This window comes from Akkermansiaceae bacterium (genome assembly GCA_019634595.1).
GTDB lineage: Bacteria > Verrucomicrobiota > Verrucomicrobiia > Verrucomicrobiales > Akkermansiaceae > Luteolibacter.
In genome coordinates this window covers 501,769-517,161 of record JAHCBC010000004.1, presented here as the reverse complement: position 1 = coordinate 517,161, position 15,393 = coordinate 501,769, and the positions used below count along the sequence as shown (strand labels likewise).

Sequence of the window (15,393 nt, the reverse complement as noted above, 5' to 3'; positions counted from 1 at the left end):
GTTGTCCGGTCCCGGCTCAATGCTTATCTGCGGCGGAGCGGTAGCGTGCCGGAGGCAACCCTGTCCGCTTGCGGAAGCAGCGGATGAAGTAGTTGGTGTCCGGGATTCCGCTGGCCCGTGCGACGTCTCCAATGTTCATCGAGGGATCTGCCAGCATCTCCGTCGCGTGGCGCAACCGGATGTCGAGGAGATGCTGGTTGAAGCTGCAGCCGCTGAAGCGGGTGAAGAGGCGGGAAAGGTGGTTAGGGTGAAGGTGCAGGAAGGCGGCCACCTCCGGGCGGCCGATGGGCTGGGAGAAATTCTCCTGCATGAACCGGCAGGCGGATTGCCAGGTGAACCATGCCTTGCGGGAGGTGGGGACGGGCTGCTCCGACTCCACCATTTCCCGTGACTTGATGAGCAGAAGTTGCAGCAGCTTGCTCAGGTAGGGATCACCCGGTGTCCGGGAGGAAGGGCGGGTCAGTGCGCGGAAGAACTGGCTGGTTTCCTCGTCCAGGAGGGCGGTGGAATGATGGGCCAACAGGAACCGGTGCTGTCCCGGGTCCTTCCGGGCCAGCAGGAAGCGCGTCATCTCCGGAGTGAAGACGATGCCAAGCGCGAGATACCGTGACTGCGGATGCGGCTCCATCAGGCAGCCAGGTGCTGCCGCGATGGCTTCTCCCCGGGCAAGGGTGACCACGCGGGTGCCACCGGCGGCGGACACATCATAACGGGCTGTGCCGGCAAGGCAGAGACTGAAACGGGGATAGGGGAGCACGCCATGGCTTCCGGGAGGTGCTCCGGATTCGTTTGCGGCGTGCACTCCGCACGGGAGATCCCGTGCCAGCAGACGGTCGATCAGACGGGAGAAACGGGAACTGGGGTCGTGGCTTCTCATGTTTCTTTTGTGCTATGAATGTTTCATGTTTCTTCTCCTTATCAAGGAAGAATGGCATAGGGTGGGAATCCTGTCCTGTCATCAGGTGTCAAATTTACCTTCCTGGAACCCATGCAAAACACATCAGACGTTTCCCGCCGCAAGTTCATCCACGCCGCCTTGGCTGGCTCGATGACCGTCCCCCTGCTGGGGCAGGAGGTTCCAAAGGTGACGAAAGGGATTTTCGGCGAGCCGCCGCGCGATCTGAAGCTGGTGGAGGATGCGGATGTGATCGTGTGCGGTGCAGGTCCAGCCGGGGTATCCGCCGCCATCGCCGCCGCCAGATCGGGGGCAAAGGTCCGGCTGTTCGACGTCCATGGCTGCCTTGGCGGGGTGTGGACGGCGGGACTGCTGACGTGGATTTTCGACTTCGACAAACCGGGCCTGACCAAGGAGATCCGCATGAAGCTGGACGAGCGGGACGCGCGGCGCGGCACCAGCCCGAAGGTGTTCGTCTATGAGCCGGATGAGATGAAGCTCCTGCTGGAGGACATGTGCACGGAGGCTGGGGTGAAGTTCCGCCTGCAGACACGGGTGGTGGCCGCGTACCGGGACGGGCGGCGGCTGACCACCATCGTCACCGAGTCCGCTTCCGGGCGGGAGGCTTGGCGCGCGCCGGTTTTCATCGACGCCACCGGGGATGGGGTTCTCGGCGCGCTGGCCGGTTGCGACTGGGAACTGGGACAGATGGGCAAGGAAGAGTCCGCGCGCTGCCTCTGCCAGCCGCTCACCATGAACGCCATCGCCGCAGTGAAGGATGTAACGAAAATGCGGGACTACGTTTCCTTCTATGAAGGGGATCTGAACTGGCACGTGAAGGCCACTGAAAACCTGAAGGCGGACATCCAGAAGGCGGGCATCGATCCTTCCTATGGTATGCCCACCATCTTCCACATCCGGGATAACATCGTCCTGCTGATGCTGAACCATGAGTATGGCATCCGGCCGGATGACGCGGACGCGATGACGGCGGCGACGGTGCGGGCGCGGAAGGAGATTTTCGACATCAGCAGATCGTTGCGGAAACTGGGTGGCGTGTGGGATGGCCTCCAGGTGGTGGCGACGGCGGAGCAGATCGGCGTCAGGGATGGCAAGCGCATCAAGGGCCGCTACGTGGTGAAAAAGGAGGATCTCATGAACGCCGCACGGCATGAGGATGCGGTGGCACGCGTGACCTTCGGTGTGGACATCCATGCGAAGACCAAGGAGGACAATGACAAGCTGACCATCGAGCGGGGAGGGGTGACGAAGTTCACGCCCTACGACATCCCGCTGCGCGCCCTGATCGCGAAGGATGTGGACGGCCTGATGATGGCGGGGCGCTGCATCAGCGGCGACTTCATCGCCCACGCCAGCTACCGTGTCACCGGAAATGCCGTGGCCATGGGCGAGGCGGCGGGGGCTGCCGGTGCGGTCGCCGCCACCAGCAAGCGCCTGCCCCACGAAGTGGAGTGGAAGGAAGTGGCGGAGGTGCTGGAGAAGAAGGTGAGGAAGGCCTGAAACGATTTTCTGCAAACCCATGACCATCGACTTGAAAAACCCGCCATCCATGAAAACCCGGAACCTCTGCCTGACCCTCTCCGCCGTCTTGATCTCCTCCGCTCCGGCGGCTGTGATCTACACGGAGGATTTCAACCCCATCTTCGACACGAATCCGAAGAGTTTCTCCTCCGTCCAGTGGCGTGCGCACCGCGGGGGCACCGCTGAAGACGTCGGCGGGGTGACCACCTCACCCTACATCGTCACCAATAGTGCTGGCGTAGGTGGTGTGGCCGGCATCGGCGCGAGGACGGCCTCCGGCGACATTGGCATCGCATGGACGGATGAGTTCTCCCCGGTCCTTCTGGCGGATCTGGTCTCGATCTCATTCCGCTCGAACAACAACCTGACCACCGATCTCTCACGGATGGCGATCGGGATTGATGTAGGTGGATCGGTGCAGTGGTTCGCCACGGCGGATACGTATGGCCGCAACAGCGCGACGGCTGGAACGTCGGGCAACTTCGGCACCAACGGTGAACTGGAGAATTTCACCTTCACGACCGCTGCTTCGGCGTGGCGCTTGCTCACTTTCGCGCCGGGGGCGTCATTGGTTCTTGGTGGCGCGGCGGTATCCGATCTGCCTGCCGGGACTCTCGTGGGCGCGGGCGTGCTGACGGAGTCGAACGCGGAAACCCTCCGCTTCGACCGCTTCCAGATCGAGGCAGTCCCGGAGCCTTCGGCTTTTGGCGCGGGTGCGTTGGCGTTGGCCTGCTCCATGGTTCTACGCCGGAGAATGACGGAGGGGTGAGCAGGTGACATCGCCCCGGGTTTTGCCGGAAGGATGATCGGTCTTCCTGAGGGGGCTGCCGCCGGTTGGCCAGGTTGCCTTGGTCATGGGGAGGCCGATCCCGTTTGACGGGGTTGTGCACCGTCCATTTTACAAGGGACGGCTTTGCCCGCTGTCATGCGTTCGGCCTGTATCCAAGCATTCCGGCGGCCATGATGCGGATTGCGGCCAGATTTCCACAGGGAATGCCTTGCGTTTTATGAGACGGGTTCGCATCCTTGGCGAATGCATCCTGATGTGGCGAAGCTGGTTGACGCCGGCCGCATTCCAAAACCTGTCGGCGAGCGGCTTTCCCAGTTGGCTCCCGGAAATTTCTGCCTGCACAAATCCTTCGGAGCCGGAAAAGTGGTCGATTGGGACCTTCCCGGAAAGAAGGTGACCATCGATTTCGAGCGGTCCTCCGGACAAGTGATGGAACTGCAGTTCGCGTTCCAGAAAACCGAGTGGATCCCTTCCGATGACTTCCGGGCCAAGAAGATCGAGCAACTGGAGGAACTCCGCACACTGGCGAAGAAAGACCCCGTCGAACTCATCGTCCACCTCCTCCAGAGCCATGGCGGCAGCATGACCGGTGAGGCGCTTGAGAAACAGATCTCCGGCGGAGTGGTTGCGGAAGGCAATTTCAAGAAATGGTGGGACTCCGCCAAAAAGGCCCTCAAGGAAAGCCGCCGCGTGGTGGTGCCGCAGAAGCGGACCGAGGCACTTGTCCTCCGGGATGGTGACCGCACTCCCGCCGAAGCGTTGGTCGCGGATTTCGAGGCGGCCCGTGACATCAAGGGAATGATCAAGGCCCTGGAGGCGATTGCCGCCGACATCGGTGCCTTTGAAAACGATTCCGATGCCCTGAAGCGCCTGCTCCACGACATCGACGAAGGGGCGAAAAAAGCCGCCCGCGTCCAGCTCGGCCAGGCGCTGCAACTGGTTGCCGCCCGGGACGAAGTCATCGGCTCCTCGAAGGCGCTGGAACTCGATCCTACCGCCGTCCGTCTTTCCGATCTGATCCTCACCGCGGATTCCTCCAGACTGGCGGATGAAGCCGGCACTCTTCCTTCCGGCCGTCAGCGTGCGATTTATGAAGCCTTCCCGAATGCCTTCGGAGACGAGTGGGTGGAGAAAATGGTCCATGTCTTTGACAAGGTGGGTGCCCGTGGCGTCACCGAGATCGCCCGCATCCTTTCGGACCGCGGGGAACTGGAGGCCCTGGAGGCTCACCTGCGCTCGACACTGGCCCGCCGTGCGCTCGGCCCGGATGCCCTGATCTGGGTGTGCCGCGAGCGGAAGGGTGCTTCCGCCGAGGTTTTCAGCGCGGATGTGGGTGCCTCCATCCTCAACCTGCTCGAGAACGACCACCTTTCCGATGGTCCGCGGAAGACCTCCCGTCTCCAGACCCTGCTCAGCGAGGACAAGACGCTCCTCCAGGATCTGGTCGAGGCGATGGACATCAACGAGTCCCGGAACTTCTCCCGCAGGCTTCTCGACTGCCCGGTGTTCGCCGAGCTGGAGAAGAAATCGCTGATGGCACGGATCATCAAGGCCCGTCCGGAAACCGCCGAACTGGTGGGCGGGGAAGGGAAAAAGGAGGAGCCGCTCCTCGTTTCCTGGGACAGCCTCGAGAAGAAGAAACTCGAGTTGGACGAACTCATCCGCGTCCGTATCCCTCAGAACACCAAGGATATCTCGATCGCCCGCTCCTACGGCGACCTCCGCGAGAACTTCGAATACAAGTCCGCCAAGGACCTCCAGAAAGTCCTCATGCGCCGCAAGAGCGAGCTGGAGAAGGACATCGCCCGCGCCCGCGGCACCGATTTCAAAGGCTCAGACGCTTCCAAAGTGAACGCGGGCACGGTCATCACCTTCACGGACGAGTCCGGAAAAGAGATCGTCATGACCGTCCTCGGCGCGTGGGACTCCGATCCCGACACGAAGGTCGTCTCTTATCTCTCCGAAGTCGGGAAGTCGCTCATGGAGCGCGTTGTCGGTGACGAGGTGAAAGTCCGGGATTCCGTGACGGAAGCCTTGCAAACCCTGACGATCCGCTCCATCAAGCCGTTCAATCCCTGACGGGCACCACTTCTGCTTACTCTATTTACACTACACCATGGACTATACCACCATTGTTGAAATCCGCGGCCGCGAGGTGATCGATTCACGCGGCAATCCTACTGTTGAAGTCGATGTCCACCTCGAGGGTGGTGCCATCGGCCGTGCCGCGGTGCCTTCCGGCGCTTCGACCGGCGAGCATGAAGCCGTGGAACTCCGCGACGGCGACAAAGGCCGCTACCTCGGCAAGGGCGTGACCCAGGCCGTTGAGAACGTGAACGCCAAGATCGCTCCCGAGCTTCTCGGCTTCGACGCGACCGAACAGGCCTCCATCGACGCCGCCATGCTGGCGCTCGACGGCACCTCCACCAAGAAGGTGCTCGGCGCGAACGCCATCCTCGGCGTTTCCCTCGCCGTGGCGAAAGCCGCCGCCGCCCAGCTCGGCCAGCCGCTCTACAAGTACGTCGGTGGCCCGAACGCGAAGGTTCTTCCCGTTCCGATGATGAACGTCATCAACGGCGGCGCCCACTCGGACGCCCCGATCGACTTCCAGGAGTTCATGATCGTGCCTGTCGGCGCGCCGACCTTCCGCGAGTCCCTCCGCTATGGTGCGGAAGTGTTCCACTCCCTGAAGAAGGTGCTGCACGACCGCGGCCTTTCCACCGCCGTCGGTGACGAAGGTGGTTTCGCCCCGTCCCTCGACGGTGTGGAAGACGCCATGCAGGTGCTCTGCCAGGCCATCGAGAAAGCCGGCTACAAGGTGGGTGAAGACATCGCCTTCGCCCTCGACGTCGCTTCCTCCGAGTTCTTCGACAAGGCGAAGAACGCCTACGTCTTCAAGAAGGGCGACGGTTCCGTCCGCTCCGCTTCCGAGCTGGTTGACTTCTACGCCGACCTCCAGAAGCGCTACCCGATCATCTCCATCGAAGACGGCTGCGCCGAAAACGACTGGGATGGCTGGAAGGTCCTCACCGACAAGATCGGCGCGAAGACCCAGCTCGTCGGCGACGACCTGTTCGTCACCAACGTCGATTTCCTCGGCAAAGGCATCAAGGCCGGCGTCGCCAACTCCATCCTCGTCAAGGTCAACCAGATCGGTTCCCTCACCGAGACCCTCGACGCCGTCGAGCTGGCCAAGGAGAACAGCTACACCGCCGTGCTCAGCCACCGCTCCGGTGAGACCGAGGACAGCACCATCGCCGACCTCGCCGTTGCCACCAACTGCGGCCAGATCAAGACCGGCTCCATGAGCCGCTCCGACCGGATCGCGAAGTACAACCAACTGCTCCGCATCGAGGAGCAACTGGGCGACGACGCGGTCTTCGGCATCAAAAAGCTGAAGGTTCTCGGCAAGTGATTGCCCCGCGCGGCGGTCATTGGCCTCTGCGCTGAATCTCACAACGGCGGCTCCGGAAACGGGGCCGCCGTTTTTTTGTGATCCTGATTTCGGAGAAAAGGGAGGGGGGGTATCGTCCGGTTCCCGGTTGAATATGGCCTCTATTTCCCCGGGAGCGTCTTGTCGCGGATGCTGTTCCGCCACATCTCCGCATCTTCCTTGTGCCTGTTCTGCTGGAGCCAATCAGCGATGTGGAGACGGTATGCATCCTTCAGCGCATTCTCGGGCAGATCATTCACCAGCGTGGTGAGGAGGATGGAGTCTTCGTTCATCCGGCTGTTCACGATCGACCTCGCGGCGGATTGCTGTCTGTGGGGCGGTATGTCAGAGGAGGAAAACTCCATCATCAGATCGAGGGTGGATCTCTGTCTCGCGCGATGGGAGACATATCCCGACCACAGTCCATCCGCTTTCGCGCGATCCGTATCATCCTTGGCTGTGGCCATAAGGGACAGTATCTCTGCAGGCGGATCCGGCGCGAACTTCTGGGCAGCCCCCTTCATGTAGATCTCCACGGAAACCGGGTTTTTTGGCGTCTCGTAGGCATCCAGGCTGGTGTGCCGGTCCTCCATGCCGCCGGTCATGTGGATCAGCCAATCCGAAACGCCTGAGGTGGAGCGATCTCCCTCCGGCAGCGACTCAATGGCACGGAAGACTCCCGCATGGATTGCCAGCCGTTCGCCCTGCTGTATCTCCGCTTTCTTCTCCAGCTCCAGGGCGATCACCACCGCCTTGGCAAGCGACGTCACTCCATCGCCCAGGTTCATGTCCTGTCGCGAACTCTTCCACCAATCCAGCAGCCGCGCTCCGTCCGCCCGTCCGGTGATGAGAAGGTGCTCGCATGTCAGGTCGAAGAACGCCTGCGCCACCTGACCATTGGGGATCTTCCGCAGTGTTTCGGGAACATGGGCCTCCAGCGTGCCGGGAGGGCCGGCGTTCAGACCGTGGAAATAGCCTTGGGCGGCGGCAAGCTGCACGGTGTATTTATGAGGCGGTGGATCTTCCAGTTTCACCAGAGCGTCCAAGGCCGCGGCGGGATCCGCAAGTGCCCATGATCTGAACACGGCCCGCAGTCCTTCGCCACGTTTGTCTCCCTGCATCACGATCACCAAGGCTGCAGCGTGGTCGCCGTCTGCCATGGCGCGGCGGAAGGCTTCCGTCATTTCTTCTCCGAAGGTTTTCTTGGCCACCAGATCCCTCCAGTCCGTGCCCTTCTCCAGATGACGGGACAACGCCGCCTGCCGCTCCGCGGAAAAGCTCCGCATCATTTCGCGTTTCCGCTCCGTGCGGGTGGCGGGGGGCTTCTTTGCCGTATCCACCTCATCTGCGGTGGGAGGGGCATGCGAGGACCAGGTGACGGCACAGGCGACCAATGCCACCACGGAGTAGACCAAGGGATAGATGACCGCGCGTTTGTTCATCGGTGGTCGGTCATCTGCCTTTTGCGTTTTCGATCTGCCTGGCGACATCCCTGACGGTATCCGCCCGCCTTTTGGGATCCTCCATACTCTCCGCATTTGCCATCGCCCGGGTGAAATCCCTCTTCAGCAGGTCGCGGCTGACCATGGCATAGCGATAGGCATCCCTCTTATCCGCTGGCATGGCAACTGCCATGGCTGAATCCATCTCCGGTGGCAGCCGACCGGCTTCATTGGCGACATCCCTGACATGGTTCCAACTGTATCTGCCTGTCTGTGCCGCAGCCAGCACGGCGGCATCCCGCAGCTCCTCGAAGGTCATGCGTTTCGATTCCAAAAGGGGGCGAAGCATCTCCTGGAATGTCACCTCATCCGCGTTCCGCGCGAGGTCCATAAGGTCCTTCACCGGTACATCCCGCCTCAGCAGATCCCGGCTCATTTGCCCTGCTCCCGATCCCATTTCGCCGCCCGCTTCTTCCATGATTCTCCGCGCTTTCTCCAGCGAGGGTTTCTCACCGCCCTGAGACCACAGCGTGGACGCGATTTCGTGGCGCAGCCCGGTACCCGTCCGTTTGTCCTTCATGACACCCGTGAGGTAATCTTCCGTGAGGTGGCGGGATCTTAGTCCATCACCGAGCGCCAACGAGATACCCCTTATCAACATCTCCCGCTCCTTGCCTTCCGGGAGCATGGCCAACAGCTCCGCAACCCGCCCGGGCAGTTCCGCATCCTTCGGCAGATTTCTGGCCAATGTTCCGAGAGCGGAACTGAAACGCGATCCGGGCGGAAACTCCAGGATCATCCGCATGGCGGCCACCGGGTCCTTTGTCACCGCTTCCTTCAGGATCTTGTCCTGTGATCGCCACAGCGGCTCGGGAGGCTGGATCATTCCCAGGAGATAAAGGGCAAGTTCCGGATCGCGCGCGGCCATCCCATCCATCAGGAAAGCCGCGATATCGTCATCAGGGAATCCCGCGGACTTCGCCGCCATCAGGAACTGCCGTCCGCATTTCCGGGAAGCTTCGGCATCGGCTCTGTCGCACAGGGTCCCAGCCGCCAGCTTTGCCAGCTCCTCCCGCAGTTCATCGGAATTCCGTGCGTTCACGGACGGGGTGGGGGATGGGGTAGCCGGTGGTGCTGGGGATCTTTCAACGGTTGCCTGCCTATCCGCCACTTTCGGGACGGGCTGTGGCTGCTGTTCCCGGACAAGCACCCGTCCGCCCTGACCATCCATGAAGCGTTCCGTCACGTGTGAGGTGACGATCCACACCGCAAGCGAACCTGCCACCAACGCGATGAAATCCAAGGATTTCAGTTTTGTCCGCATGGGCTTTTGGTGGGCATGGTGGTCTATCGGTCATCCTGTGATAGAGGAGCCGCGGACATCCTTCAAGAAACAACGGCGGGAGCCCGGATCTCATTCCGTCGGTTCCGCCACCAGCTTGCGCACATCCACTGCCTTCCATGGCTTGGTCAGCGTGATGCTGCATTCGCGGGGCTCGCGGAGAGCCGTGTAGTTCGTGAGATTTCCATCCGCGCCAACCGAAAGCCTGGTGTTCGGATAGTCGAGCCATGCCGGGTTGTTGCCGTCCCACTGGCCGATCCTGCCGTTGACCACGACGACGAAACGTCGACCGGCATCATCGGTGAAGGAGTTGATGAAGAGATTGGGATCCTTGCCCGGTGCGACGTGAGCCTGGGCGGATGGGCGCAGACCGAGGATGAGTTTTTCCAAGGGCTTGATGCGCTTCCAGGCCGCAGCCAGTTCCTCCGATTGCGGTGTCGTGGTCAGATCGGTTGGAAGGATGCCCGCGTATTTCTCCCATGTTTCCACGGGTGAATGGAATTCCGGAGCGATGGCCGGTTTCGATCCGCTGACGCGTGCCAGCACCTCCTCGGGTTTGTCGAACACGGCGGCCCATATGAGGATGCCTTTCATCCCGGCACAGATCCCGAGCCAGCTTTGCAGGCTTTCAGCGCCGGGGGGAGGGAGGTGGGAACTCCAGCCTCCCCAGAGGCCGTGTTCCGGGAACCAGCGGATCTGGGGTGCGGTGGGCGGGATGAAGGCGGCGTCCTCCTTCCAGCCGAACCGCTGTCCGTCCTCTTTGCTGTAATAGCTGAAAGTGGCGGGACCTTGGAGAACGGCGAGCGAGTCCGCCTGATACAGCCGGTGGACATCGTCCGCGTAGGTTTTCAGCGCTCCGTAAAGCCAGTGCGCGGTGAAGTGTGGAGTCCACAGATACAAGGAGAGTCCATGTTTGTCGCCGTTGTTCCCGGGCTGCGACCACCATGGATAACGATCGAAACCGAAAAGGTCGGGGTAGGGCGCTTGTTTGGAAGAGAGCTGCGCGGCGGTCGCTTGCTGGCTATCCAGTTGGAAATGCACGGGGCGCGGCGCGAGCCGCCGGATGAGTTCCTTGTATGGTGTGAAGAACCGTTCGCTGTCCGCGGGCAGTTCTTCCACCGGACTGCATGCCCAGATGGCGGGATCCTTTTCGAGCAGGGGTAGATGGGCTTCCAGGCGCGGTTTGAGGCTTCCTTCGTAGTATTCTCGCGGCCCGCCGAACTGGGTCCACGGTCCTTTCGCGTTGCCTTTGAAATAGTCCGTTCCCCGGAAGTAAAGATCGTCCATCTGCAGGATGATCCTGAAGCCACGCGCGTGGACGAATCTCGGCAGTTCAGGTGCCGTGAGCGCTCCTCCCTGCAGGTAGATCGTGTTCGCACCCATGGCCTTCAGCTTGTCGAGCAGCCGGTCGAGGTAGATCCATACATCCAGACCCATGGCGGCGGCGTTCCTCTCATGGAACGCCTTGTCGCCGAGATAGAATCCCATGGGCATGTAGTCCAACCGGTAGGGCCGTACGGTCGCGTGTGGGGCGCTGGTTTCCACGGACGCGGCACCCGGCGTGAAATAGCTTTGTTTCACGGCGGCGAAATCGGCATCCGTTCCGAGGCAGAGGACAGTGCCTTCACCCGGTGCGAGGGTGACGGTGACATCGGTCGGAGCCGGTTCCCGGGTGGATGGATTTTCCCCTCCATCCGCTGCCTGGGCCATGGCAGATGGGTGGCACTGGAGCAGCACGGCAAGAATGACGGCCAGCGGACGGAGGAGGCCGGGTTTCGCCGGAGTCGGGGAATGGCGGCAGGGATTCATGACGTTGGCCCGGGAGTGATGCCGGTCTTCCCACCATACACATGCCGCTTTCGTCGGTTGCATCGCTTTTCCGTTCATTTCTGCCGTTTTGCCTCCACTTTAATCTTCCTGCCTCCGATCAAAGGTGGCTGCCGGATTTGCAAAGTATCGCGAATAAGTGATTGAAATACAGTGGTGATCCTCTACTTTTCCGCCGCCGCAAGGCGGAAGCGGGGACGACCCCGCCCATCCAACTCATCAGCCAGGGACGACCTTGGGAACCCCTAGTTGAAATATGAATTGGATCATCCTTGTCATCGCCGGCCTGTTTGAGGTCGGTTGGGCGCTGGGCCTGAAATACACCGAAGGCTTCAGCAAACTCTGGCCGAGTGTTTTCACGGTCCTGGCCATCATCATCAGCCTCAGCCTGCTGGGGCTGGCCATGCGCACGCTGCCGGTGGGCACGGCCTACGCGATCTGGACCGGCATCGGCATGGTCGGCACCGTCATCGCGGGCATCATCCTGATGGGGGATCCGGTGAGTGTGTTCCGGGTGGTCAGCATCTCGCTGATCCTGATCGGCATCGTGGGGCTGAAAATCTCCACACCGGCCTGAGCAGCGGAAGAAATGCGGGAATTGTACCATACGGTACAAACCCCGCATTGACGTTGGCGGTGGGTGGGGTAGAACCTCCCGCCCGCCGAAGTGCGGAGTTGCCAATGGATTACCAAGCGAAAATCGCGCAAAACGTCGCATCCATCCCCCGTTCCGGGATCCGCGACTTCTTCGAACTCGTCCAGGGACGCGAGGGGGTCATCTCCCTCGGCGTGGGCGAGCCTGACTTTGTCACTCCATGGCACATCCGCGAAGCCGCCATCTACTCGCTGGAAAAAGGACAAACGACCTATACCTCCAACCTGGGTCTCCTTTCCCTGCGGAAGTCGATTTCGAAATATGTGGAGAACTTCTTCAAGGTTTCCTATGACGCTCCGACGGAAGTCTTGGTGACGGTCGGTGTCTCGGAGGCGATCGACATCGCGCTGCGTGCGCTCCTCAACCCCGGGGATGAGGTCATCATCCACGAGCCGTGCTACGTGTCCTACAGCCCGAGCATCGTGATGGCCCACGGCAAGACCGTTGCCGTCCAGACCACCAAGGAGGACGAGTTCTCCCTGAAGCCGGAGGCCGTGGCCGCGGCGATCACGCCAAAGACCCGCATCATCTTCATCAATTTCCCGTGCAATCCGACCGGTGCGGTTGCTCCGTTGGAGGACCTCAAGGGCATCGCGAAGCTGGCCATCGAGCATGATCTCATCGTCATGACGGATGAGATCTACAGCGAGCTGCGCTACGACGGCGAGGAACACGTTTCGATCGCTTCGCTGCCCGGCATGAAGGAGCGCACCATCCTGCTCCACGGTTTCTCGAAGGCATTCGCCATGACCGGCTTCCGCCTGGGCTATGCCTGCGCGCCGCAGCCCATCATCGAGGCGATGATGAAGATCCACCAATACTCCATGCTCTGCGCTCCCATCATGAGCCAGAACGCCGCGATCGAGGCGCTGGAGAATGGCACGCCCGCCATGATCGAGATGCGCAACAGCTACCATCAGCGGCGGGATTTCCTTGTCCGCAGGCTGAACGAGATCGGCCTGGACTGCCACACGCCCGGCGGTGCGTTCTACGTCTTCCCGGACATCCGGAAAACCGGCCTCAGCAGCAAGGATTTCGCGTTCAAACTTCTGGAACAGGAGAACGTCGCGGCCGTTCCCGGTGGTGCCTTCGGCCCGTCGGGTGAGGGATTTCTCCGCTGTTGCTATGCGACGGCGTTCGATGACATCCGCACCGCCACGGACAAGATCGAGCGCTTCGTCAACCGCCTCTGAGATCCGGCATGAACGACGCACGGCCCGCCAACGATCCCGAGGTGCTGGCCCGGGCGCATATCGTCCCGTTCGCCGTGTTCATGGGGTTCCTGATGCTCCTCCAGTTCGGAGGGGCATTGGTGGAGTGGAAACATCCCGCCGCGCCTTGGTGGCGGCGGGACCCCGCGCAGTTGGTCTATCCCATCCAGGTGCTGGCCACGGGCTTTTTCCTCATCCGCTACTGGCGCAGCTACACCTTCAACTGGTCGTGGAAGTGGGGCTTCATCGGAGCGGTGTTCGGTGCCATCGGCATCGGCTTCTGGCTGCTGCCCACCACGCTCTACGACTACTGGGGCCTCACCGGAAAGACGGAGGGTGTCCTGAAGCTGCTGGGAGTGGCGGAGAGGAAGGAAGGCTTTGATCCCGGCATTTTCGAAAATCCCGCCGCCTTCTGGTTCTCCACGGTCATGCGGTTCATCCGCGCCGCGGTGATCGTCGCGTTGGTCGAGGAGATTTTCTGGCGGGGCTTCCTGATGCGCTTCGTGATGGACTGGGAGGGGAACTACTGGAAGCAGCCCTTCGGCCGGGCGCACTGGAAATCCTACCTCATCATCACCGTCCTGTTCATGCTCGCCCACGCACCCGTGGACTATGCGGGTGCCTTCATCTACGGCAGCCTGACCTATGTCCTCTGCGTGTGGAGCAAGAGCCTCGGGGCCTGCGTCATCATGCACGCGGTGGCGAATTTCCTGATGGGGCTCTATGCGATGGCCTATGGGAAATACGGCGTCTGGTAGCGTATGAAGACCGAGCGCATGCGGATCGCGGTGGTGGGCTGTGGCACGGCCGGTCCCGCTGCCGCCACGCTGCTCGCCCGCCAAGGTCACCAGGTGACGCTTTACGAACGTGCGCCGGAGTGCCGCCCCGTTGGTGCCGGATTCCTGCTCCAGCCATCCGGCATGGCCGTGCTGGAGGAGCTGGGCATCGCGGAGGCGGTTCTAGCGAAAGCCGCGAAGGTGGACTCCCTCCACATCGTGAACCCGGATGGCACGACCTTGCTTGAGCTGCTTTATCGCGAGATGGAGGACGGAATCTTCGGTGCCGGGCTTCACCGTCCCGTGTTGCTGCATCACCTGATGCTGGCCATGGAAAGGGCCGGGGTCGATGTCCGGTGGGGCCACACGATCACCTCAGCGGAGGAGGAACACGACGGTTGGCGGCTCACGTTCTCCCACGGCGCTGCCAGCGATCCCTTCGATCTGCTGGTCCTTGCCGATGGCGCTCGCTCTTCCCTCCGCCACCTTGTTGGCGGCGGTGGCACCAACCGTGGCTATCCATGGGGTGCCCACTGGTTCATCGGCGAGAACTGCGGAGTGTTTCCTGCCAATGAACTTTACCAGGTGGTGAGAGGCACCCGCCAGCTCGGCGGCTTCCTCGCCACCGGCTGTGATCTCGATCATGACGAGCCGCTCGTCAGCCTGTTCTGGAGCATCCGCATCCGGGATGATGAGAAGCTGCGCTCCCAACCGCTGGAGGAGTGGAAACGGCCCATCCGGGCGCTCTGTCCTCGTGCGGCGGTCCTGCTGGACCAGATCCACGACTGGAGCCAGATCGCCACCGCCCGCTATGGGGACGTGAGCATGCGCCGCTGGTATGGCCGGAGGATCGTCGTCCTTGGGGATGCCGCCCATGCGATGAGTCCGCAACTGGGGCAGGGGGTGAATCTGGCGCTGGCGGACGCATCCTGCCTGGCGGACTGCATCTCCCGCGAGCCTCTTGCCGATGCCCTCAGCGAGTACCAGCGCCGCCGCTGGCCAACCATCCGCTACTACCAGTTCGCCACCCGCCGGCTGACGCCGTTTTTCCAATCGGACATGGAATGGATCACTCCTTTCCGTCAGGCGATGTTCCGTGTTTCCCAGTCACTTCCGCCGCTCCGGGGGCTGATGACGCGCACCATGGCGGGCGTCATTGGCGCAGTGACGGAACGATGAGGTTTTTTTGGAGAAATAGGACGATTTTCCCTTGTCAAAGCCCCCCCCGTTCCTCATACATCGCGCCCCGCAACGCGGGATGGGTAGATGCCCGAGTGGCTAAAGGGGGCAGACTGTAAATCTGCTGGCTTACGCCTACGCTGGTTCGAATCCAGCTCTGCCCACCATCTTCTTTCTCAATGACTTGGGGAGCCGAAAGGCTCCCCTTGTTCGTTTCGAGAAAAGTGCAGCGGTGCATTTCCGGTGCACTTTTCTCCAGTATCGGTTTGATGAAGACCGTCTGCTTGCTGAGCTATCATGC

General features: G+C 61.7%; 12 protein-coding genes and 1 tRNA gene. 9 read left to right on the top strand and 4 right to left on the bottom strand.

Annotated features, from left to right (window positions below; genetic code table 11):
• Positions 1-16 precede the first annotated feature (16 nt).
• Positions 17-877, bottom strand: coding sequence for a helix-turn-helix transcriptional regulator (locus KF712_17385; GenBank protein ID MBX3742760.1), 861 nt, complete (start codon positions 875-877; stop codon positions 17-19).
• Positions 878-988: 111 nt separating this feature from the next.
• Between KF712_17385 and KF712_17380 the strand changes: the two genes are divergently transcribed.
• The 4 genes from KF712_17380 (at position 989) to eno (ending at position 6,642) form a co-directional block, all read left to right on the top strand.
• Positions 989-2,416 (top strand): FAD-dependent oxidoreductase, encoded by a 1,428-nt coding sequence (locus KF712_17380; protein ID MBX3742759.1) that lies wholly within the window; start codon positions 989-991, stop codon positions 2,414-2,416.
• A 49-nt stretch (positions 2,417-2,465) separates the two neighbouring features.
• Positions 2,466-3,206, top strand: coding sequence for a hypothetical protein (locus KF712_17375; protein MBX3742758.1), 741 nt, complete (start codon positions 2,466-2,468; stop codon positions 3,204-3,206).
• A gap of 264 nt (positions 3,207-3,470) precedes the next feature.
• On the top strand, positions 3,471-5,306 hold the full coding sequence (locus KF712_17370; protein ID MBX3742757.1) for a GreA/GreB family elongation factor: 1,836 nt from the start codon (positions 3,471-3,473) through the stop codon (positions 5,304-5,306).
• A 37-nt stretch (positions 5,307-5,343) separates the two neighbouring features.
• Entirely contained in the window at positions 5,344-6,642 is a 1,299-nt protein-coding gene (eno, locus tag KF712_17365; protein MBX3742756.1) for a phosphopyruvate hydratase, read from the top strand.
• 140 nt (positions 6,643-6,782) lie between these two features.
• Here eno and KF712_17360 read toward each other — a convergent pair whose 3' ends face one another.
• The 3 genes from KF712_17360 to KF712_17350 all read right to left on the bottom strand — a co-directional run bounded on the left by KF712_17360 (position 6,783) and on the right by KF712_17350 (position 11,253).
• Entirely contained in the window at positions 6,783-8,102 is a 1,320-nt protein-coding gene (locus tag KF712_17360) for a hypothetical protein (protein MBX3742755.1), read from the bottom strand.
• Between the two features lie 10 nt (positions 8,103-8,112).
• Positions 8,113-9,426, bottom strand: coding sequence for a hypothetical protein (locus KF712_17355; protein ID MBX3742754.1), 1,314 nt, complete (start codon positions 9,424-9,426; stop codon positions 8,113-8,115).
• Positions 9,427-9,516: 90 nt separating this feature from the next.
• Complete coding sequence (locus KF712_17350; protein MBX3742753.1) at positions 9,517-11,253, bottom strand: hypothetical protein; 1,737 nt, start codon at positions 11,251-11,253, stop codon at positions 9,517-9,519.
• Positions 11,254-11,527: 274 nt separating this feature from the next.
• Here KF712_17350 and sugE point away from each other — a divergent pair, with 274 nt between their 5' ends.
• The 5 genes from sugE to KF712_17325 all read left to right on the top strand — a co-directional run bounded on the left by sugE (position 11,528) and on the right by KF712_17325 (position 15,259).
• Positions 11,528-11,848, top strand: coding sequence for a quaternary ammonium compound efflux SMR transporter SugE (gene sugE, locus KF712_17345; protein ID MBX3742752.1), 321 nt, complete (start codon positions 11,528-11,530; stop codon positions 11,846-11,848).
• Positions 11,849-11,952: 104 nt separating this feature from the next.
• Positions 11,953-13,119, top strand: a complete 1,167-nt coding sequence (locus KF712_17340; protein ID MBX3742751.1) for an aminotransferase class I/II-fold pyridoxal phosphate-dependent enzyme — start codon at positions 11,953-11,955, stop codon at positions 13,117-13,119.
• An 8-nt stretch (positions 13,120-13,127) separates the two neighbouring features.
• Positions 13,128-13,895, top strand: coding sequence for a CAAX prenyl protease-related protein (locus KF712_17335; GenBank protein ID MBX3742750.1), 768 nt, complete (start codon positions 13,128-13,130; stop codon positions 13,893-13,895).
• 3 nt (positions 13,896-13,898) lie between these two features.
• Positions 13,899-15,092: an FAD-dependent monooxygenase gene (locus KF712_17330; protein MBX3742749.1), complete on the top strand. Its 1,194-nt coding sequence runs from the start codon at positions 13,899-13,901 to the stop codon at positions 15,090-15,092.
• Between the two features lie 81 nt (positions 15,093-15,173).
• Positions 15,174-15,259, top strand: a tRNA-Tyr gene (locus tag KF712_17325).
• Positions 15,260-15,393: the final 134 nt, after the last annotated feature.